Origin of the sequence: Collimonas fungivorans (assembly GCF_028292705.1) — a bacterium.
GTDB classification, from domain to species: Bacteria; Pseudomonadota; Gammaproteobacteria; order Burkholderiales; family Burkholderiaceae_D; genus Collimonas; species Collimonas fungivorans_B.
Genome location: NZ_JAQGLV010000170.1, coordinates 1 through 21,346, shown reverse-complemented (window position 1 = coordinate 21,346; position 21,346 = coordinate 1). Strand labels below are relative to the sequence as shown.

General features: G+C 60.3%; 19 protein-coding genes. 13 read left to right on the top strand and 6 right to left on the bottom strand.

What is annotated here, in order from left to right:
• Window positions 1–168: 168 nt before the first annotated feature.
• The 5 genes from dnaK to JWQ61_RS09390 form a co-directional block, all read right to left on the bottom strand.
• Window positions 169–2,109, bottom strand: a complete 1,941-nt coding sequence (gene dnaK, locus JWQ61_RS09410; RefSeq protein ID WP_304360297.1) for a molecular chaperone DnaK — start codon at window positions 2,107–2,109, stop codon at window positions 169–171.
• A gap of 106 nt (window positions 2,110–2,215) precedes the next feature.
• Window positions 2,216–2,755 (bottom strand): nucleotide exchange factor GrpE, encoded by a 540-nt coding sequence (gene grpE / locus JWQ61_RS09405; RefSeq protein WP_304360296.1) that lies wholly within the window; start codon window positions 2,753–2,755, stop codon window positions 2,216–2,218.
• 517 nt (window positions 2,756–3,272) lie between these two features.
• Window positions 3,273–4,373 carry a ferrochelatase gene (hemH, locus tag JWQ61_RS09400; protein ID WP_304360295.1) on the bottom strand — a complete coding sequence of 367 codons (1,101 nt, stop codon included), beginning with the start codon at window positions 4,371–4,373 and terminating at the stop codon, window positions 3,273–3,275.
• A gap of 23 nt (window positions 4,374–4,396) precedes the next feature.
• Window positions 4,397–6,067: a DNA repair protein RecN gene (recN, locus tag JWQ61_RS09395; protein ID WP_304360294.1), complete on the bottom strand. Its 1,671-nt coding sequence runs from the start codon at window positions 6,065–6,067 to the stop codon at window positions 4,397–4,399.
• Window positions 6,068–6,155: 88 nt separating this feature from the next.
• Window positions 6,156–7,037, bottom strand: coding sequence for an NAD kinase (locus tag JWQ61_RS09390; protein ID WP_304360293.1), 882 nt, complete (start codon window positions 7,035–7,037; stop codon window positions 6,156–6,158).
• 115 nt (window positions 7,038–7,152) lie between these two features.
• Here JWQ61_RS09390 and JWQ61_RS09385 point away from each other — a divergent pair, with 115 nt between their 5' ends.
• The 3 genes from JWQ61_RS09385 to JWQ61_RS09375 all read left to right on the top strand — a co-directional run bounded on the left by JWQ61_RS09385 (window position 7,153) and on the right by JWQ61_RS09375 (window position 9,366).
• Window positions 7,153–7,902, top strand: coding sequence for an HAD family hydrolase (locus JWQ61_RS09385; protein ID WP_304360292.1), 750 nt, complete (start codon window positions 7,153–7,155; stop codon window positions 7,900–7,902).
• Between the two features lie 67 nt (window positions 7,903–7,969).
• Window positions 7,970–8,992 carry a heat-inducible transcriptional repressor HrcA gene (hrcA, locus tag JWQ61_RS09380; protein WP_014007828.1) on the top strand — a complete coding sequence of 341 codons (1,023 nt, stop codon included), beginning with the start codon at window positions 7,970–7,972 and terminating at the stop codon, window positions 8,990–8,992.
• A 2-nt stretch (window positions 8,993–8,994) separates the two neighbouring features.
• Window positions 8,995–9,366 (top strand): TfoX/Sxy family protein, encoded by a 372-nt coding sequence (locus tag JWQ61_RS09375; RefSeq protein ID WP_304360291.1) that lies wholly within the window; start codon window positions 8,995–8,997, stop codon window positions 9,364–9,366.
• A 9-nt stretch (window positions 9,367–9,375) separates the two neighbouring features.
• Here JWQ61_RS09375 and fur read toward each other — a convergent pair whose 3' ends face one another.
• Complete coding sequence (fur, locus tag JWQ61_RS09370; RefSeq protein WP_014007830.1) at window positions 9,376–9,801, bottom strand: ferric iron uptake transcriptional regulator; 426 nt, start codon at window positions 9,799–9,801, stop codon at window positions 9,376–9,378.
• A 74-nt stretch (window positions 9,802–9,875) separates the two neighbouring features.
• Between fur and JWQ61_RS09365 the strand changes: the two genes are divergently transcribed.
• From JWQ61_RS09365 to JWQ61_RS09320, 10 genes are all read left to right on the top strand, one after another.
• Window positions 9,876–10,442 carry an outer membrane protein assembly factor BamE gene (locus tag JWQ61_RS09365; protein ID WP_304360290.1) on the top strand — a complete coding sequence of 189 codons (567 nt, stop codon included), beginning with the start codon at window positions 9,876–9,878 and terminating at the stop codon, window positions 10,440–10,442.
• Between the two features lie 31 nt (window positions 10,443–10,473).
• Window positions 10,474–11,280, top strand: a complete 807-nt coding sequence (gene dapB, locus JWQ61_RS09360) for a 4-hydroxy-tetrahydrodipicolinate reductase (RefSeq protein ID WP_304360289.1) — start codon at window positions 10,474–10,476, stop codon at window positions 11,278–11,280.
• Between the two features lie 379 nt (window positions 11,281–11,659).
• Entirely contained in the window at window positions 11,660–13,120 is a 1,461-nt protein-coding gene (locus JWQ61_RS09355) for a DUF535 family protein (protein WP_304360288.1), read from the top strand.
• Window positions 13,121–13,391: 271 nt separating this feature from the next.
• Window positions 13,392–16,037 (top strand): leucine--tRNA ligase, encoded by a 2,646-nt coding sequence (leuS, locus tag JWQ61_RS09350; protein ID WP_304360287.1) that lies wholly within the window; start codon window positions 13,392–13,394, stop codon window positions 16,035–16,037.
• An 82-nt stretch (window positions 16,038–16,119) separates the two neighbouring features.
• Window positions 16,120–16,701, top strand: a complete 582-nt coding sequence (lptE, locus tag JWQ61_RS09345; protein WP_304360286.1) for an LPS assembly lipoprotein LptE — start codon at window positions 16,120–16,122, stop codon at window positions 16,699–16,701.
• Window positions 16,702–16,715: 14 nt separating this feature from the next.
• The gene (holA, locus tag JWQ61_RS09340) at window positions 16,716–17,732 is read left to right on the top strand and encodes a DNA polymerase III subunit delta (protein WP_304360285.1); all 1,017 of its coding nucleotides are present in this window, start codon (window positions 16,716–16,718) and stop codon (window positions 17,730–17,732) included.
• Between the two features lie 8 nt (window positions 17,733–17,740).
• Entirely contained in the window at window positions 17,741–19,006 is a 1,266-nt protein-coding gene (locus JWQ61_RS09335; protein ID WP_304360284.1) for a glutamate-5-semialdehyde dehydrogenase, read from the top strand.
• Between the two features lie 76 nt (window positions 19,007–19,082).
• Complete coding sequence (locus tag JWQ61_RS09330; RefSeq protein ID WP_061541682.1) at window positions 19,083–19,505, top strand: CopD family protein; 423 nt, start codon at window positions 19,083–19,085, stop codon at window positions 19,503–19,505.
• Window positions 19,506–19,524: 19 nt separating this feature from the next.
• Window positions 19,525–20,127, top strand: coding sequence for a 2-hydroxychromene-2-carboxylate isomerase (locus JWQ61_RS09325; RefSeq protein WP_304360283.1), 603 nt, complete (start codon window positions 19,525–19,527; stop codon window positions 20,125–20,127).
• A 77-nt stretch (window positions 20,128–20,204) separates the two neighbouring features.
• The coding region (locus JWQ61_RS09320; protein WP_304360282.1) for a class I SAM-dependent RNA methyltransferase at window positions 20,205–21,346 on the top strand (1,142 nt) is incomplete at its 3' end.

The window sequence follows — 21,346 nt, the reverse complement described above, 5'->3', positions numbered from 1 at the left end:
CAGGCACAGCGCGGCCCGTCATTTATCCGTATAACGCGGCAAAAGCAGCAAAAGCAGCATTTCGCACGGGCTGAAAACATTGCGGAATAAACGCCGAATGGCAGCCTTGCGGCTGCCACTCGCGCGGGACTTTCCGGCCTCGCCGCAAGTCCCGCTTTTACTCCTGACTTACTTCACTTCCTTGAAATCGGCGTCGACTACGTCGTCCGGCCGGTTGTGGCCTTCCGCACCGGCTGCGCCTGCCGCCGCCGCGTCCGGCGCTGCGCCGGTCGCCGCCTGCTTGGCCTGCATATCGGCGTACATCTTCTCGCCGAGCTTTTGCGCCGCGGTCGTCAATGCCGCCGATTTGGCGTCGATGGCCGGCTTGTCTTCGCCCTTCAGCGCTTCTTCCAGTTCCTTGATGGCCGACTCGATCACTTCCTTCTCGCCGACTTCCAGCTTGTCGCCGTATTCGGCCAGCGCCTTGCGGGTTGAATGCACCAGCGCGTCGCCCTGATTGTGCGACTCGGCGATTTCCTTGCGGCGCTTGTCTTCCTCGGCATTGGCTTCGGCGTCGCGCACCATCTTCTGGATTTCCTCTTCGGTCAAGCCGGAATTGGCCTTGATCGTGATCTTGTTTTCCTTGCCGGTTGCCTTATCCTTGGCGCCCACGTGCAGAATGCCGTTGGCGTCGATGTCGAAGGTGACTTCGATCTGCGGCGTGCCGCGCGACGCCGGCGGAATGCCTTCCAGATTGAATTCGCCCAGCGCCTTGTTGCCGGCCGCCATTTCGCGTTCGCCCTGATATACCTTGATGGTCACCGCAGGCTGGTTATCGTCCGCGGTCGAGAACACCTGGCTGAACTTGGTCGGAATCGTGGTGTTCTTCTGGATCATCTTGGTCATCACGCCGCCCATGGTTTCGATACCCAGCGACAGCGGGGTCACGTCCAGCAGCAGCAAGTCCTTGCGGTCGCCCGACAAGACCGAACCCTGGATCGCGGCGCCAACGGCGACAGCTTCATCCGGATTGACGTCCTTGCGTGGTTCCTTGCCGAAGAATTCCTTCACCTTTTCCTGCACCTTAGGCATACGGGTCATGCCGCCGACCAGGATGATGTCGTCGATGTCGGAAACCTTGACGCCGGCGTCCTTGATAGCGATGCGGCAAGGCTCGATGGTCTTGGCGATCAGCTCTTCCACCAGCGATTCCAGCTTGGCGCGAGTCATCTTCAGGTTCAGGTGGATCGGTGCGCCGTTCGCCATGGCGATGTACGGTTCGTTGATTTCAGTCTGTTGCGACGACGACAATTCGATCTTGGCGCGCTCAGCCGATGCCTTGATGCGTTGCAGGGCGATCGCATCTTTCTTCAGGTCGATGCCGTTGATCTTCTTGAACTCGTCCAGGATGTAGTCGATGATGCGCTGGTCGAAGTCTTCGCCGCCGAGGAAAGTATCGCCGTTGGTGGACAGCACTTCAAACTGCTTTTCGCCATCGACATCGGCGATTTCGATGATGGAGACGTCGAAAGTACCGCCGCCCAGGTCATACACGGCAATCTTGCGATCGCCTTTTTCTGCCTTGTCCAGGCCGAAAGCCAGCGCAGCCGCGGTCGGCTCGTTGATGATGCGCTTGACGTCCAGGCCGGCGATGCGACCGGCGTCCTTGGTGGCTTGGCGCTGTGCGTCGTTGAAGTATGCCGGTACAGTGATCACGGCTTCAGTGACTTCTTCGCCGAGGTAGTCTTCGGCAGTCTTCTTCATCTTGCGCAGCACTTCTGCGGAGATTTGCGGCGGCGCCAGTTTCTGGTCGCGTACGCCTACCCATGCATCGCCGTTATCGGCCTTGATGATCTGGTAAGGCATCAGCGCGATGTCTTTCTGCACTTCTTTTTCGTCGAACTTGCGGCCGATCAGACGCTTGGTGGCGTACAGCGTGTTGGTCGGATTGGTCACAGCCTGGCGCTTGGCAGGCGCGCCGACCAGGATTTCGCCGTCTTCTTGATAAGCGATGATGGATGGCGTGGTGCGCGCGCCTTCCGAATTCTCGATCACTTTTGGCTGACCGTTCTCAATCACTGAAACGCAAGAATTGGTGGTACCCAAGTCAATGCCGATAATTTTACCCATGGTGTATGTCCTTTACTGAATATCTGATGAATGTTTTGATGGTCTGAATATAGGGAGCGAAAGCGCGCTTTCAAGCGCTAAACTGTTCGCTCCTGGCGTTTTTTTTCTACTTTCCTTGCGCCACGACGACCAAGGCTGGCCGCAACAGACGATCGGCAATGGTGTAGCCTTTTTGCAACACAGTCACCACGGTATTGGCATCCTGCTCGGCAGGCACGGTCGAGATTGCCTGGTGTTTCATCGGGTCCAGCTTCTCGCCTACCTCAGGCGAGATTTCCAGCAAACGATTTCTTTCGAAGGCCGACGACAGCTGCTTGAGCGTCATTTCCACGCCTTCCTTGAGCGATTCCAGCGAAGGCGTTTCGATCTTCAGCGCCATTTCAAGATTGTCCTTGACCGGCACCAGCGCTTCGGCAAAGCCTTCAATTGCAAACTTGTGCGCACGTGCAATATCTTCCTGGGCCCGGCGGCGGATGTTTTCCGACTCGGCCTTGGCGCGCAGGAAAGCGTCCTGCATTTCCGCGATCTTGGCTTGTGCTTCCGACAACTGGACTTCCAGCGTCGTTTCGGGAGTTACCGCTGCATCTTCGGCAACCTGGCTCTTTTCCGTTTGCGCCTGTTCGTTCTGATTTTCCATGTGTTCCATTCAAAAATCTCCAACAATCAATAACTTACTAAGTATAGGAAGCCAAATGAGGCTATGCCCTTACTTTTTCAAGGGTTAAAAAATGAGCGCCCTGATTTGGCCGCAGGCCGTGGTCCGGTTGCCGGGGGAATGCGTCAAACCCGCATCAAACCCCATCCAACCTGGCAACAATTTGAAACAACATTTACCAGCCGGGGTTTGCTGCAACGCGACATAGGAACTAAGCTGTAGGTGTGGACTCAAACAGTTGAAAGTTGCCTCATCCCAACAAACAAAAAGGGAAATATCGTGAAACTCCCGTTAATTTCCGCATTTCTGGTCGTTTATATTTTGCTTGCAGCAAGCTGGATCAGCTATTCGCAACTGATCGCATTATATTGACTTTGGCTGATCGCCTTTGCAACTTGCAAAACAAGCAATAATCGTCCATATGCACCCGGCATCGGGCGCTCATTATAGTTGCGCCTTGCCGGAGCGGCGCACTGTCACTCAAAATTTCTACACCAGATAGGCTGTTCTATTGGCTGGCGCCCAGGCGCACAGCCTGTTGCCGCGACACCTCAGCCTGCTGCTTCAATTCTTCCCGCTCGCTCTCGGTGGTAGGCCAGCCGATCATGTGCTCCTCTACCAGCGAAGCCATGCCAGCAATCCAGGACGGCGCCTGGTTCAGGCAAGCAATGAAATGGAATTCCTTGCCGCCCGCCCTGAGGAAATCCTGTTTCGCCTCTATCGCAATTTCTTCCAATGTCTCCAGGCAATCGCTGGTGAAACCCGGACACATCACATCGACCCGGCCGACGCCCTGCTTCGCCAGCTTTTGCAAGGTCGGCGCAGTGTACGGCTGCAGCCATTCGGCCTTGCCGAAGCGCGACTGGAAAGTCAGCTGATACTGCTCCGGCCCCAGCCCCAGCTGCTGCGCCAGCAGGCGCGCGGTTTTCTGGCATTCGCAATGATAAGGGTCGCCCAGCAGCAAGGTACGCTTCGGCACCCCGTGGAAACTCATGATCAGCTTGTCCGGCGTGCCGTGCATCGCCCAGTAAGCCAGCACCGACTCCTTCAGCGCCTGGATGTAGGCTTCGTGATCGTGGTAGTGCTTGATGAAACGCAGCTCGGGGACGTTGCGCACCCGGGCGTAGTGCGCGAACACCGCGTCGTAGATCGAGGCCGTGGTGGTCGCCGAATACTGCGGATACGCAGGCAAGACCAGGATCCGCTCGCAACCGTCGGCCTTCAGCTGGTCCAGCACTTCCGATATCGAAGGCGAGCCGTAGCGCATCGCGTAAGCTACCTGCACCTGATGGCCGCGTTGCCCGAGGTAGCCGCGCAACAGGATCGCCTGCTTGCTGGTGTGGACCTTGAGCGGCGAACCTTCGTTGCTCCAGATGGAAGCATATTTGTGCGCCGACTTGCTGGAGCGGAACGGCAGGATCAGGCAATGCAAGATCAGCCACCAGATCGCCCGCGGTATTTCCACTACCCGTGGATCGGACAGGAATTGCTTCAGGTAGCTGCGCACTGCCTTGGTGGTCGGCGCATCCGGCGTGCCCAGGTTGACGAGCAATACCGCGCTCTTGCCGGCCTTGCCATGGGTGAACGGGGGTTCTTTACGGAATGCCATGCGGGGAGCTCCGGGAAATAAAGTTAGAGCGCCAGCAGTTCACGCGCATGCTTGCGCGTAGTTGCCGTAATCTCCAGGCCGCCCAGCATGCGAGCGATTTCTTCGATGCGGTTCTTGGCGTCCAGGCCGTCGATCGCCGATACGGTCTTGTTGCCCTGGCTCTGCTTGCTGACCTGGAAATGCTGGTTGGCCTGGCTCGCGACCTGCGGCAAATGGGTCACGCACAGTACCTGGCGATCCTGGCCCAGGCGCTTCAGCAAACGCCCGACCACTTCCGCCACGCCGCCGCCGATACCGCTGTCGACTTCATCGAAAATCAGGGTTGGGGTCGCGGTGGAACTGGAGGTAATCACTGAAATCGCCAGCGCTATCCGCGCCAGTTCGCCGCCGGAAGCGACTTTGGCCAGGGGCCGCGGCGCCACGCCGGCGTGGCCCGCCACCAGGAATTCCACCTGTTCGACGCCATAGCTGGCCGCTTCGCAGGGATTCAGCGCAACCGCAAAACGGCCGCCGCTCATGCTCAGGTCCTGCATCGCCGCAGTCACCGCCGTGCCCAGCGCCTGGGCGGCCTTGGTCCGTGCTTTCGACAGTTTTTGCGCTAACCCCAGATAGGTCGCTTTCAGCTTTTCTTCCTGCGCCTTCATGGCGTCGAGATCGCTGGCGTCCGCCAGTTGCCGCAGCTGCTGCGACAGCGTTTCCAGTTCCTGCGGCAATTCGTCCGGCGCCAGCCGGAATTTGCGGCCGGCCGAATGGATCGCTTCCATCCGGTCTTCCACCTGGTGCAGGCGCGCCGGATCGAGCTCGACCCGGCTCAGGTAATCGTTGAGCGCGTAGACTGCTTCCTGCAGCTGGATGCGCGCCGGCTCCAGCGCTTCCAGCACCGGTTTGAGGCTGCTGTCGACATCGACCAGCTTGCCGATCTTCTGGTTCAGCGCCGACAGCTGGGACAGCATCGGCGGCGCATCGTCCGCATCGTTTTCGGAAATCACGTTGAGCGCTTCCTGCGCCCCTTCGATCAGGCTGGCGGCATGCGACAGGCGGCTGTGCTCATTGGTGATTTCATCCCATTCGCCGGGCTTGACCGCCAGTTTTTCCAGTTCGCCGACCTGCCATTCCAGGCGCTCCCGTTCCAGCAATACATTCTTGGCGTTGGTTTCGAATTCTTCACGCTGGCGCGCCAGCGAACGCCAGCTTTTGAAGGCGGCCGCCACGGCCAGCAGGTCGTCCTGCAAGCCGGCTTGCCCATCCAGCAACAATCGCTGCGCGTCGCTTTTCAGCAAAGACTGGTGCGCATGCTGGCCGTGGATATCGACCAGCATTTCGCCCAGCTCGCGCAACTGCCCCGCGGTTGCCGCCACGCCGTTGATGAACGCCTTGGAGCGGCCGGCATTATCGATCACGCGCCGCATCAGGATCACGCCTTCTTCGCTGGTGAACTCGTTCCGCTCCAGCCAGCTGCCGACTTCGCTGTCAGCCTCGCCGGCCAGTGCGAACTCCGCCGTCACATCCGCCTTGGCCGCGCCTTCGCGCACCACGCTGGCGTCGCCGCGGCCGCCCAGCGCCAGCGCCAGGGCGTCGATCAGGATGGATTTGCCGGCGCCGGTTTCACCGGTGAATACGGTGAAACCGGCGGCGAATTCAAGCTCGATGGCGTCGACAATGACAAAATCGCGTATGGAAAGTGTGCGCAGCATGGGAGGGCTCAAAATAGGGATAAATGCAGAGGTCTAAATACAGCATCGGCCAGACAGTGGCAATCAGCATAGCAAAATCGGAGGCGGCTTACTTCAATTGCCCTTCCGCCGACGGATATTCGTTCCAGTGCAGCTTTTGCCGCAAGGTGTCGTAATAACTCCAGCCGGCCGGGTGCAAAAAGGTGATGGTATGTTCGGAGCGCCGTATCAGGATGCGGTCGCCGTGCTGCAGGCTAGCCAGCGACTGCATGTCGAAATTGGCGCTCATGTCGCGGCCGTTGACGATTTCGATCACGATTTCACTGCTGTCCGGAATCACGATAGGCCGGTTCGACAGCGCATGCGGCGCAATCGGCACCAGCACGATGCCGCCCAGCGAGGGATGCAGCAAAGGACCACCGGCCGACAAGGAATAAGCGGTGGAACCGGTCGGCGTCGCCACGATCAGGCCGTCGGAGCGCTGGTTGTACATGAAGCGGCCGTCGACCTCGACCATCAGTTCCGCCATGCCGGAACCGGCGCCGCGCGCCACCACCACATCGTTGAATGCCAGCGCGCTGAAAATCTGCTGGCCGTCGCGCATGACCGAACCTTGCAGCAGGCTGCGCCGTTCCGATTCGACTTTACCGTCCAGCATTTCACCCAGCACCGGCAGCATGCGCTCCAGCGAGATATCGGTGATGAATCCGAGGCGGCCCTGGTTGATGCCGATCAGCGGCACGTCGTAAGGCGCCAGCTGGCGCGCAATGCCCAGCATGGTGCCGTCGCCGCCGACAACGATCGCGGCGTCGGCCTGCTGGCCGATCTGCGCCGGCGTCATCGCGGCGATCGGCAGCGCGACGTTCTGCGCGGTCTCGGTCTCCAGCACCACATGGTGGCCGCGGCCTTGCAGGAAATCGGCGATTTCGGTCAGCGACTCGGAAATGCCGGCGGCGAGATACTTGCCGATGATGGCAATGGTTTTCGGCATAGACTCAGGCAAGTTCGCTGGCAAATTCGCTGGCAAAACCGTTTTGGAAGGTAATTTTATAGGCCACATGCTGGCGATTAGACCATAATTTAGGCTTGCAATGAAGGATAGGCATATGGCCCCGACGAATAATTCAGCTATCTCCCCTGGTTTCCGGCCCGGCAAACCGCTTGCCGTCAAAGCGCTGCTGTTCGACCTTGACGATACCCTGTGGCCGATCGTGCCGGTGATCGCGCGCGCCGAACAGTTGCTGTTCGACTGGCTGCGCGAAAATACCCCGGCGGTCAGCCGCCGGTTCACGATCGAGACCCTGCGCCAGCAGCGCATGGATCTGGTGGCGAGCAATCCGGTGTTCAAGTTTGATCTGTGGAAGCTGCGCCATGCGGCGCTGACCATCGCTTTCAACAGCGTCGGCGAAGACGCCGGCAAAGTGGATGCGGCGATGGCGGTGTTTTCCGAAGCGCGCCATGCCGTGACGCCGTTCGACGACGTCCAGCCGGCCTTGTCGCGGCTCAGCCAGCGCCTGCCGCTGGGCACGGTCTCGAACGGTTTCGCCGATCTCGGCAAGATCGGCCTGGCCCGGCATTTCCAGGCATCAATCGCGGCCCACAGCTTCGGCTGCGCCAAACCCGACCCCAGCATTTTCCATGCGGCTTGCGCAGCGCTGGATGTCGCGCCGGAACACACCGTGTATGTCGGCGACGATCCCTTGCTGGACGTGGTCGGCGCCCAGCAGGCCGGCTTGCAGGCGGTCTGGATCAACCGTTTTGACCGCATGCTGCCGGCCGGCATCAGCGCCCAGGCCAGCTGCACCAGCCTGCATGAGCTGGAGGCCTGGCTGGAACAAACCGCGGTTCGCGGGTAAAAACAGTGTATAAGTGCATGCATAAGCTGCTGGTAAGCCAGTCCGGTGCTCGCTAAAATAGACCCATATGCAACTAGATACTCGCGCTCAAACCCTGCTCAAGGCCCTGGTCGAACGGTATATCGCCGACGGCCAGCCGGTCGGCTCGCGCGCCCTTTCCAAGATCTCCGGCCTGGAACTGTCGCCGGCGACGATACGCAACATCATGGCCGACCTGGAAGAAATGGGGTTTGTCGCCAGCCCCCACACTTCCGCCGGCCGGGTGCCGACGCCGCGCGGCTACCGCATGTTTGTCGATACCCTGCTGACGGTCGAGCCGATTGACGAGACCGCGCTGGAATCCAAGATGCAGGCGCGCCTGCAGCCGAATTCGCAACAGAAAATCATCGCCAATGCGGCCCAGGTGTTGTCATCCTTGTCGCATTTCGCCGGCGTGGTGCTGACGCCGCGGCGCGAATCGATTTTCCAGCAGATCGAATTCCTGCGGCTTTCGGAGAAACGCATCCTGCTGGTGATCGTCAGCCCCAACGGCGACGTCCAGAACCGGCTGCTGCTGACCGATGTCGACTACAGCCCGGCCAAGCTGGTGCAGGCCGCCAACTACATCAACCAGCATTACGGCGGCCTCAGCCTGGACGATGTCCGCCTGCGCCTGCAAGGCGAACTGCGCAAGCTGCGCGACGACATGACCTGGCTGATGCAGGCCGCGGTCGAAGCCGGCAGCGACGCCATGACCGACAACAGCGACGAAGTGGTGATTTCGGGCGAACGCAACCTGCTCAGCGTCACCGACCTGTCGTCGAACATGGATTCCCTGCGCAAGCTGTTCGACATGTTCGAACAGAAAACCAGCCTGATGCAATTGCTCGACATCTCCGGCAAGGCAACCGGCGTCCAGATCTTCATCGGCGGCGAATCGCAGCTGGTGCCGATGGAAGAAATGAGCGTGGTGACTGCCCCCTACGAGGTCAACGGCAAGATTGTCGGCACGCTGGGCGTGATCGGCCCGACCCGGATGGCGTATGAACGCGTGATCCCGATCGTGAACATCACCGCCAAGCTGCTGTCGAACGCCCTGAGCCACAGCTGAACGTGTCCGGCAACGACGCCATCATCGACTATATCCGCGAGCTGCTGGCGCCGCTGGGCGCAATCAGCGCGCGCAAGATGTTCGGCGGTTACGGCGTCTACCACGACAGCGTGATGATCGCCCTGGTCGCTGAAGGCATCCTCTACCTCAAGACTGACGAAGAAACCCGGCCGCAGTTCGCCGCTGCAGGATGCACGCCCTGCATCTTCGAAAGCAAAGGGAAAAGCATTGAGATGAGCTACTGGTCGGCGCCCGAAGACGCGATGGATTCAGCCGCGGCGATGACGCCCTGGGCGCGGCTGGCTTATGCCGCGGCGGTGCGCAAGGCTAACGCCAAGCCGGCGCCGAAGGCGCGCAAGCGCAAGGCCGCATAAGGCAGGCTATCAGCCCTTTTTCTTGCGGCAGTCGCGGCAATGCCCGTACAGGGCCAGCGCATGGTCGGCGATTTCAAAACCGTGTTCCTTGGCGACGATTTTCTGGCGCTTTTCAATTTCTTCGTCGTAAAACTCTTCCACCAGGCCGCAATCCAAGCAAACCAGATGGTCGTGATGCGAGCCTTCGTTGAGTTCGAACACGGCCTTGCCGGTTTCAAAATGGTTGCGCTGCAACAGCCCGGCCTGCTCGAATTGGGTCAGTACGCGGTACACGGTCGCCAGGCCGACGTCGAGATTGTCGCTCAGCAGGATTTTATAAACGTCCTCGGCGCTCAGGTGGCGCACCTCGCTGTTCTGGAAGATTTCCAGGATTTTGAGGCGTGGCAAGGTGGCTTTGAGGCCGCTGGCTTTCAGTTCGGATGGATTGTTCGGCATGTTTTGGTCACAAATGGATGATCTGCTTTATCATATAGCGTTTTAGCACAGTTGCTCAATCAATTGAGATCCTTATGCGAATGTTGCTCTCCCCTGTCCGTACCTCCGCTTTGACCGCTGCAGTTGTCTTCATGGCCGCCCTGGCCGGCTGCGCGTCAAAAAATCCCCCGGCCGGCCAGTCCGTCGCTGGCACAGATCCGGCGGCGGCTCCCGTCGTCACCGACACCAGCGGCGTGCAAACCATCAAGCACCGCCGCTTCCTGGGCATTTTTTCCCCTTACCGGATAGATATCCAGCAGGGAAATTTTGTCTCGAAAGAAATGTTGGCACAAGTTAAAGAAGGCATGACTCGCGAGCAGGTGCGATTTGCACTCGGCACGCCACTGCTGACCGATTTGTTCCATGACGATCGCTGGGACTACGTGTTCCGCCTGCAAAAGGGCAATGGCGAAGTCACCACCAGCCGGGTCAGCGTTTTCTTCAACGGCAACCTGCTGGCACGCGTCGACGGCGGCAACCTGCCTACCGAGAACGATTACCTGGACCGGATTTCAGGCGGTGCTTCGGAAGCCAAGAAGAGCGTCAAGAATGTGGAAATCGCACCGTCTGTGCCTAGCGCGCCTGGCCCTTCCAAGAATTGATTAACAAATTGTCCAGATCGTCGAACAGATAATGACTCAGATGAAAATAGCCGTCGCCGGCGCTTCCGGGCGCATGGGGCGCATGCTAGTCGAGGCGATTCAAAACGCCGACGACGCCCTGCTGGCCGGTGCGCTAGACGTGCCGGGCGCGCCCGAACTGGGAACCGACGCTGCAGCGTTCCTCGGCAAACCTGCCGGTGTCCTGATTGAAGCCGAGCTGGCCAAGGGCCTGGCGCAGGCGGCTTACCTGATCGATTTCACCCGTCCGGAAGGCACGCTGAAACACCTCGATTATTGCGCTGCCCACGGCATCAAGATGATCATCGGCACCACCGGTTTCGACGAAGCCGGCAAGGCTGCGATCGCGGCGGCGGCAAAGAAAACCGCCATCGTGTTCGCTTCGAACATGAGCGTCGGCGTCAATGTCACGCTGAAACTGCTGGAAATGGCGGCCAAGAGCTTTTCCCATGGTTACGACATCGAAATCATCGAAGCCCATCATCGCCACAAGGTCGACGCCCCTTCGGGCACCGCGCTGATGATGGGTGAAGTCGTGGCCGGCGCGCTCGGGCGCAAGCTGGACGACGTCGCAGTCTATGGCCGCGAAGGCATCACAGGAGAGCGCGATCCGTCTTCGATCGGTTTTGCCGCCATCCGCGGCGGCGATATCGTTGGCGACCATACGGTGCTGTTTGCCGGCATCGGCGAGCGCGTCGAAATCACCCACAAATCATCCAGCCGCGTCACTTACGCACAGGGCAGCTTGCGCGCTGCGCGTTTCCTGCGCGACAAGAGCAGCGGCCTGTACGACATGCAGGATGTGCTGGGCCTGCGCTGAAGCGCCGGCAAAACCCCTCGCAACAAAGTAATTTCCCCTGCCCGGCGGCCTCCCGGCCTTGCCGGGCCTGTCTTTTTCCTGCCCTTTACCCCTCTGCAATCTCCCGCCGCTAGTCCGGCGCGCCGCTCAGGCGCCATCAATTTCCACTTGGCAATTCAATAATTTCATCAAATTGCGTCGGCTTGCGAGTTTGCATGTAACATTCTGTTTTTATTTGTATCTCTATATTTCCTAAAGTAACAAAACAGATACAAATACTGTTTACATGCATTTTTATCATTTTTTGCAAGACTTCTGATCGCCCAAGCCTATGACGCTGTCTTCTTACAATCACCTTTTGTGGTCGGCAGGCCCTCCCGGGTTTATCGGAATTCCGTTCATGCTGGCGCTGGCGATCGCCGAATGGGGCATCTACCTGGTGCCGACCAGCCTGGTCGGCTTATGGATCAGCGGCAGCAAGACTACCCGGCTTCTCTCTCTCAAAGCGATCATTACGACGGCTGCCGCAGTATCAGCGAGCAAACTCGTCCCCTTGCTCTGGGATACCCTGGTGCCGGCCGCATGGAATGATTACCTGCACCAGGCCAAAAGCGCGCATTGCATTTCGCCCAGCGTCACGATTGCCGTCATCCTGGGCACCGGCCTGACGCTGTGGACAGCCAAAACCATCAAGATCAAATGGCTGGGAATATTGCTGGTGATGCTGTCGCTGGCCGTCAGCTGGGCCAAGATATTCCTGGGCGTGCATTATCCGCTGGATATTTTTGTCGCCGGCCTGGTCTCCCTGGCGATGATGCTGGCCATGAACACCAGGTACGGCAAGGTCGTCAGCCGCGGCGCCGTCCGGCTGCTCCACGGCCGCCTGCAAAACCTGGCGCTGCTATCGGAAATATCCCATCTTTTTTACCCGCGGCCAGCCCCCGCCCGGACCGGCAACAGCGGTCCGCGCATTACCCTGCACACCTGCCTGAGGCACTCGCCGCGCGGCCTGTCGTATGTCGCCAAGCAGTTCAAGCTGAGCGTCCGCACCGTGCTGCACTACCGCCAGACGCAGCGCTGGCTGGCCTACTGGAATGCAACGCCGATGCACGCCAGGCTGGCGCAAGCCACGCCCAGGCTGCTGCAGAAAATCTACCGTCCCTACCAGTCGTTGCGTTTGCACAGCCAGGACCGGATGAATATCCTGGTCAGCCACTACGATTTCATCTTCCGGCAAGGCCTCGCCCCCCTGGTCCTGCGCGCGGCGCAAGCACCGCTGCTGCTGGGCAGCTTCAGCGGCAAATCCGGAGCCGCCTATGAAATCCGGCTGTCGTCGATCGCCACCCTGGACCGCGAAGGCGAGCTGGCGCTGGACCTGTGCAGCGACCAGCAGCGCCTGTTCTCGGTGGCTTTCACTTTTTACGGCAACGAAATGGTCCCCTGCGTCGGCGTCGGCTGCCTGCAAGGCCCGCGCGGCAGCGACGCCCAGGAACGGGTGCGCAATGCTACCCGCGACATGTTCGGCCTGCGGCCGAAGGGCTTGATGCTGCGGCTGGTGCGGGAAATCGGCCGCGCCTACGGCTGCAAGAAGCTGATCCTGGTGGGCAACCGGAACCGGGTCCTGTTCCACCAGATCCGCACCGGCAAGGTGCTTGCGGATTATGATGATTTTTGGCAAGAAATAGGGGCGATCCGCCGCCCAGACGGCGAATACCAGCTCTGCTGCGAGGTCATTCCCGCCCCCAACCTGCAGGAAATCCCTTCTCACAAGCGCTCGGAAGCGCGCAAACGCATTGAACTGACCGAACGGGCAGTCCAGGCCGCGCTGAACGGCTTCGCCGGCAGCTTCCACGACGCCTGAAACAACACGGCTTTCGGGCCCCGCGGCCGGTATTGCCCGATTCAACGCGCGACTCCGCGCTCCCCATGCGCTAAAGCGGCATCCGAACCAGTATAATCACTGGTTCGGATGCCATGAATATTGGCTCAGCAAGTTCCCATTTCGATTCGCAACGACCAAGATTATCGAATCCGTCCGGCCGACGCATGATTTCCTGCCGACGATTCAGCGCCTTGTGTTTTTGCAAAGCGGAATAACATTCACCTTTTAGCTCTAGTCCTTAGCTCCAGCCATGCAAGAAAAATACAGCCCTACCGACGTCGAAAAATCAGCGCAAGACCACTGGCATTCCATCGACGCCTACAAGACCGTCGAACACGCCAAGGACCGGCACGGCCAAGAAAAGAAGAAATTCTATGCCTGCTCGATGCTGCCTTATCCTTCGGGCAAGCTGCACATGGGCCATGTGCGCAACTACACCATCAACGACGTGATGTACCGTTACCTGCGCATGAACGGCTACAACGTGCTGATGCCGATGGGCTGGGATGCGTTCGGCATGCCGGCGGAAAACGCCGCGATGGCCAATAACGTGCCGCCGGCGCAATGGACCTATGCCAACATCGCCCACATGAAGAAGCAGATGGAAGCGATGGGGCTGGCGATCGACTGGTCGCGCGAAATGACCGCCTGCACGCCGGAATACTACAAGTGGAACCAGTGGATGTTCCTGAAGATGCTGGAGCAAGGCATCATCTACAAAAAGACCGGCACCGTGAACTGGGACCCGGTCGACCAGACTGTGCTGGCCAACGAGCAAGTGGTCGACGGCCGCGGCTGGCGCTCGGGCGCGCTGATCGAAAAGCGCGAGATCCCGATGTACTACGCCAAGATCACCGACTACGCCGAAGAACTGCTGGAACACGTAGAGACAAAATTGCCGGGCTGGCCGGAACGGGTGCGCCTGATGCAGGCCAACTGGATCGGCAAGTCTACCGGGGTGCGCTTTGCTTTTCCGCACAAGATCGAAGAAGACGGCAAGCTGATCCAGGACGGCAAGCTGTGGGTCTTCACCACCCGCGCCGACACCATCAAGGGCGTGACCTTCTGCGCCGTGGCGCCGGAACATGCGCTGGCCACTTTCGCCGCCAAGAGCAATCCGGAGCTGGCTGAGTTCATCGCCGAATGCAAAAAAGGCAGCGTCATCGAAGCCGACATGGCGACGATGGAAAAGAAAGGTATGCCGACCGGCTTGTACGTGTCGCATCCATTGACCGGCCAGTTGATCGAAGTATGGGTCGGCAACTATGTCTTGATCACCTATGGCGACGGCGCCGTGATGGGTGTGCCGGCGCACGACGAGCGAGACTTCGCCTTCGCCCAGAAATACGTGCTGCCGATCCGCCCGGTGATCACTCTGGCGGGCAAGACCTATTCCGAGGAAAGCTGGCACGACTGGTACGCCGATAAGGAAAACGGCGTCTGCGTGGATTCCGGCAAATATGACGGCCTGCATTATCAGGAAGCGGTCGACGCAGTGGCCGCCGACCTCGCCGCGCACGGCCTGGGCGAAAAGAAAATCACCTATCGCCTGCGCGACTGGGGCATCTCGCGCCAGCGCTACTGGGGCACGCCTATCCCTATCATCCACTGCGCCGACTGCGGCGACGTGCCGGTGCCGGAAAAAGACTTGCCGGTGATCTTGCCGGAAGACTGCGTGCCGGACGGTAGCGGCAATCCGCTCAACAAGCACGAAAAATTCCTGCACGTCGACTGCCCGCAATGCGGCAAGCCGGCACGGCGCGAAACCGACACCATGGACACCTTCGTCGACTCGTCCTGGTATTACATGCGCTATTGCTCGCCAAACAGCAACGACGCCATGGTCGATTCGCGCAACGATTACTGGATGCCGATGGACCAGTATATCGGCGGCATCGAACACGCCGTGCTGCATCTGCTGTACGCCCGTTTCTGGACCAAGGTCATGCGCGACTTCGGCCTGGTCAAGTTCGACGAACCGTTCTCCAACCTGCTCACGCAAGGCATGGTGCTCAATGAAACCTATTTCCGCGAAGACGCCAGCGGCAAGAAAACCTGGCTCAACCCGGAAGATGTCGAACTGACCTTCGACGACAAGGGCCGGCCGCTGACCGCCATCCTGAAGACCGACGGCAAGCCGGTGGAAATCGGCGGCACCGAAAAGATGTCGAAGTCGAAGAACAACGGCATCGACCCGCAAGCCCAGATCGACCAGTTCGGCGCCGACACCGCGCGCCTGTTCACCATGTTTGCCTCGCCGCCGGAGCAGACCCTGGAATGGTCGGGTACCGGGGTGGAAGGCGCCAACCGCTTCCTGCGCCGGGTCTGGGCCTTCAGCTATGCCCGCGCCGGCAGCATCGCGCCCGCCGCCGCTGCCGATTTCTCCGGCTTGAACGATGTGCAGAAAACCTTGCGCCGCGAAGTGCACAAGATCTTGCAGCAGGCCGACCACGACTTAAAGCGGATCCAGTACAACACCGTGGTGTCGGCCTGCATGAAAATGCTGAACACGCTGGAAGCCGCCAAGCTCGACCAGTCAGCGGCCAGCAATGCGGTCCTGACCGAAGGCCTGTCGATTTTCCTGCGCGTGCTCAATCCGGTGGCGCCGCACATCACCCACGCGCTGTGGCAGGAACTCGGCTTTGCCGCCGCTCATGGCGACATCCTCGACGCCAGCTGGCCGCAGGTGGACGGCAAGGCGCTGGAACAGAGCGAAATTGAAATGATGATCCAGGTCAACGGCAAGCTGCGCGGCAGCATCACCGTCGCCAAGGACGCCGACAAGGCCAGCATCGAAGCAGCTGCGCTGGCCAACGAGAGCGTCCAGAAATACCTGGAAGGCACCCCGAAGAAAATCATCGTGGTGCCTGGGAAACTGGTCAATATCGTAGCTTGACCTCGCTTACGGCCGGACTGCCAGTCCGGCCTTGAATCTTGAAACAAGGAATGCCCGAATGTTGAATAGAACGCCTCTCGGAATGCCCGCCACTTCCCGCACTTGGCTGCGCTGGTCGCTGATCATGGCCATGACAACGCTGCTGTGCGCCTGCGGCTTCCATCTGCGCGGCTCGGCCAATTTGCCGTTCAAGTCGCTGTACATGACCTTCGGCGCCAACTCGCCGCTGGGCATCGAGCTCAAGCGCAATATCCTGGCCAGCGGCAATACCCAGGTGCTGACTTCCGCCGAAGGCGCCGAGGCGACCCTGGAAGTGCTGGCCGAGACGCGTGAAAAAGTGGTCCTGACTACCAATAGTTCGGGCCGCGCCAGCGAATACATGCTGTATTACCGCCTGACTTTCCGCGTCACCGACGCCCAAAAGAAAGAGCTGCTGCCAGCCACCCAGATCACGCTGAAACGCGACATCAGTTACAACTCGTCGCAAGAACTGTCCAAGGCCGCGGAAGAAGTGCTGCTGTACCGCGACATGCAAAGCGACATGGTGCAGCAGATCCTGCGCCGCCTGACCGCCATCAAGACTGCCCAGCCGACCCAGCCGGAGGCGGCGCCGGCAGCCGTTCCGGCGCCGGTCCCCGGTCCAGCTTCCGCGCCCGCCAAATAACCGGGGACCTGTACATGCAACTGCGGTTTGACGCGCTCGACGGCCATTTGGCGAAAACCCTGGCGCCCTTGTACGTGATCACCAGCGACGAGCATCTGCTGGCGCTGGAGGCATCCGACAAGATACGCAAGAGTGCGCGCAGCAACGGCTGCAGCGAGCGTGACGTGCTGGTGGTCGACCGCAGCTTCAAATGGGGAGAACTGCTGGCGGCCAACCAGTCGCAATCGCTGTTCGGCGATAAAAAGCTGATCGAGCTGCGCATCCCGACCGGCAAGCCGGGCAAGGATGGCGGCCAGGCTTTGCAAAACTATACGGCGACGCTCAATCCGGACAACGTCACCATCATCAGCCTGCCCAAGCTTGACTGGGCCACCCAGAAAGCCGCCTGGGTCGCAACCCTGCAGCAAAGCGCGATGTATATTGATATTCCGCTGGTGGAACGGGCGCACCTGCCGAACTGGATCGGCGTCCGCCTGGCGGTCCAGCAACAGAGCGCGGACCGCCAATCGCTGGATTTCATCGCCGACCGGGTCGAGGGCAACCTGCTGGCGGCGCACCAGGAAATCCAGAAGCTGGCGCTCTTGCATCCGCCCGGCAAACTGAGCTTCGAACAGTGCCACGATGCAGTCCTCAACGTCGCGCGCTATGATGTATTCAAGCTGAATGAAGCAATGCTGGTGGGCGATACGGCGCGCCTGGTGCGCATGATGGACGGACTGAAAGGCGAAGGCGAAGCGCTGCCGCTGGTGCTGTGGGCGGTTTCCGAGGAAATCCGCACCTTGTTGAAACTGAAATCCGCAGCAGCCCAGGGCCGGCCGATACCGGCGCTATTGAAGGAATACCGCATCTGGGGGCCGCGCGAAAGGCTGATGGAGCCGGCGCTGCGGCGCCTGAGCCTGACGACGCTGGAAGCGGCCCTGAAAGATGCGGCGCAAGTCGACAAGATGGTCAAAGGCTTGCGCGCCAAGGCCTTCTCCGGCGATGCCTGGGACGCATTGCTGCAGCTGGGTTTGAAAGTCGCACATACTTGATAGAGCATATGGATATCCAACAATACATGACCGAAGTCGGACAGCGCGCACGCGCGGCATCACGCGCCATGGCGCGTGCCGACACCGCCGTCAAGAACCGCGCGCTGAGCCTGATCGCCGCCACCATCCGGCGCGACGCCGACCTGCTGCGCGCGGCCAACCAGATCGATCTCGAAACAGCGCGCGCCAACGGCCTGGCGCCGGCGATGCTGGACCGCCTGACGCTGTCGGAGCAGGCCATCGCCACCATGATCGCCGGGCTCGAACAGATTGTCGCCCTGCCCGATCCGATCGGCGAAATCTCGAACATGAAGTACCGTCCTACCGGCATCCAGGTCGGTCAGATGCGGGTACCGCTGGGCGTGATCGGCATCATTTACGAAGCCCGGCCCAACGTCACGGTGGACGCCGCCGGCCTGTGCATCAAGAGCGGCAACGCCACCATCCTGCGCGGTGGCTCCGAAGCGCATCATTGCAACCAGGCGCTGGCCAGGCTGGTGCAAGAAGGCCTGGCCGGCGCCGGCCTGCCGCAGGATGCGGTGCAAGTGGTCGACACCACCGACCGCGCCGCGGTGGGCGCCCTGATCACCATGCCGCAATACGTCGACGTCATCGTGCCGCGCGGCGGCAAGGGCCTGATCGCACGCCTGATCAAGGAGGCCACGGTGCCGATGATCAAGCATCTCGACGGCATCTGCCACGTCTACATCGACGACCAGGCCGATCTCGACAAGGCCGTGAAGATTGCCTTCAATGCCAAATGCCATCGTTACGGCACCTGCAACACCATGGAAACCTTGCTGGTGGCGCGCGCGGTTGCGCCGCAGGTTTTGCCGCAGCTGGCCAAGCTGTACCAGGGCAAGGAAGTCGAACTGCGCGCCGATGATGAAGCACGCGCCATCCTGGCCGGTTATCCCCACCTGGCTGCCGCCAGCGAGGAAGACTGGCGCACCGAGTACCTGGCGGCGATCCTGGCGGTCAAGGTGGTTGCCGATGTGGATGAAGCAATCGCCCATATCAACACCTATTCCTCGCAGCACACCGACAGCATCGTCACCGAAAACCATTCGCGCGCCATGCGCTTCCTGCGCGAAGTCGATTCTGCATCGGTCATGATCAATGCTTCGACCCGCTTTGCCGACGGTTTCGAATTCGGCCTCGGCGCCGAGATCGGCATCTCCAACGACAAGCTGCATGCGCGCGGACCGGTGGGCCTGGAAGGCCTGACTTCGCTAAAATACGTGGTGTTCGGGCACGGCGAAGTACGCGAATAAAATACGGCAGGCAGGCCGCTACCGCCGTCCCCATGCAACCGAATTTCCCCTTCTCGCAATAAAAAAAGGAAACACCATGCTTTGGATCAAATCGCTGCATATTGTCTTCATCGCATCATGGTTTGCCGGTTTGTTTTATTTGCCGCGGATCCTGGTCAACCTGGCGCAGGAAACCGATACCGCCGCCACCACAAGGCTGCTGTTGATGGCGCGCAAGCTGTATCGCTTCACGACGATGCTGGCGCTGCCGGCGATTGTCTTCGGCGCCTGGCTGTGGCTGGGTTACGGCATAGGCAAAGGCCCGGGCAACGGCTGGCTGCATGCCAAGCTGTTCCTGGTGATTCTCGTGATCGGCTATCACCATGCCTGCGGCAGCCTGCTGAAGAAATTCGAAAACGGGGCGAATACCCGCAGCCATGTCTGGCTGCGCTGGTTCAATGAAGTGCCGGTCCTGCTGCTGCTCGCGATCGTCATCCTGGTGGTTGTCAAACCGTTTTAAGCCCGTCCGAGGATCAGCCATGAGCAAGCTCTGTGAATATTATTTTGCGCCGCACTCGCCGTTCGCCTACCTGGGCCACGCGCGCCTGGTGGCGCTGTCCAAGCAATACGACGTCAAGGTCGCAATAAAACCTTGCGACTTGTCCAAGGTCTTCAACACCTCCGGCGGCTTGCCGCTGGCCAAGCGCGCTCCCCAGCGCCAGGCTTACCGGCTGGAAGAGCTGCGGCGCTGGAGCGAATACCTGCAGGTGCCGCTCAACCTGCAGCCGACGTTTTTCCCGGTGCAGAGCGACGACGCCGCCAAGCTGATCATCGCCGGCCAGCTGGCGCACGGCACGGAAGCCGCTTTGGCGCTGACCGGCGCTATAATGCGCGCAGTCTGGGCTGAACAGCGCAATATCGCCGACGGCGCCACCTTGAGCGCAATCGCCTCGGAACTTGGCCACGACGGCAAGATCCTGCTGAAATCAGCCGAAACCGCCAGCGTCCAGAGCGAATTCGACCGGTTTACCGAGGAAGCCATTTCCGCCAGCATCTTTGGCGCGCCCTGGTATGTAGTCGACGGCGAAGCGTTCTGGGGCCAGGATCGGCTGGATTTTGTGGAACGTGCTTTCGCCAGATAAATAGATTGTTTGTTTAAACAAGTTAGCTGCCAAGGCGGCTAAGCAAACTGTAGTACCAACGGATAAAAGGTCCTCCCATGTCACACTTAGCAACAGATTCACATTCCTATTTTTGCCCCTGCCCGCGTGGGCTGGAAACCGCACTGGCTGAAGAACTGAATGAAATAGCCCAGTTCAGCGCGCCCGCGGTCACGCTCAAGGTCCACACCCAGGTGCCGGGCGGCGTCCATTGCTCCGGCCTGCTGAGCGACGCCTGGCGCATCAACCTGCATTCGCGCATCGCCAGCCGGGTGCTGCTGCGCCTGACGCATGGCGCCTACAAGAATGAAAACGATATCTACGACATGACGCTGGAGCAGGAATGGGAAAGCTGGTTTCCGGTCAGCCATACCATCCGGGTCGACGTCACCGCAGTGAAATCGCCGCTGCGCAGCCTGCAGTTCACTACGCTCAAGATCAAGGACGGCATCTGCGACCGTTTCCGCGACCTGTGCAATGAACGGCCGTCGGTCGACACCGGCGCGCCGGACATGCGCATCGTCGGTTTCCTCGATGCCCACAATTTCACGCTGTACCTCGATACTTCCGGCGAAGCGCTGTTCAAGCGCGGCTGGCGCGCCGAAACCGGCGATGCGCCGCTGCGCGAGAATCTTGCGGCCGGCCTGCTGCGCACCTCCGGCTGGAAGCCGGGCACAGTCTTGTTCGATCCCATGTGCGGCTCCGGCACCATCCTGGTGGAAGCGGCCCAGATCCTGGCCGGCATCCCGGCCGGCGCCCGCCGCCACTTCGCCTTTGAAAAATTCAACGATTTCGAAAGCGCGAAATGGCTGGCGATCAAGGGCAGCTTCAAGCCGAATCCGCTGCCGACGACGCCGACCATCTTCGGCAGCGACATCTCCGGGGACATGGTGCAGATCGCGGCCAACAACCTGCGCAACGCCGGCATCCTGTTTGAAGTACCGGTCAAGCAGATCGAAGCGCAAGAAGTCAAACCGCCGGCCGACGCCGAGCACGGCATCATGCTGACCAATCCGCCGTACGGCGAACGGATAGGCGTGCGCGGCGACAGCACCCTGAGCAGCGACGACTTGCTGACCGCCTTCTTCAGCGCCTTCGGCACCACGCTGAAACAGCGCTTCGCCGGCTGGAGCATCTTCCTGTTTTCGGCCGACCTCGGCTTGCCCAAGCTGCTGCGCCTGAAAGAAGCGCGCAAGACGCC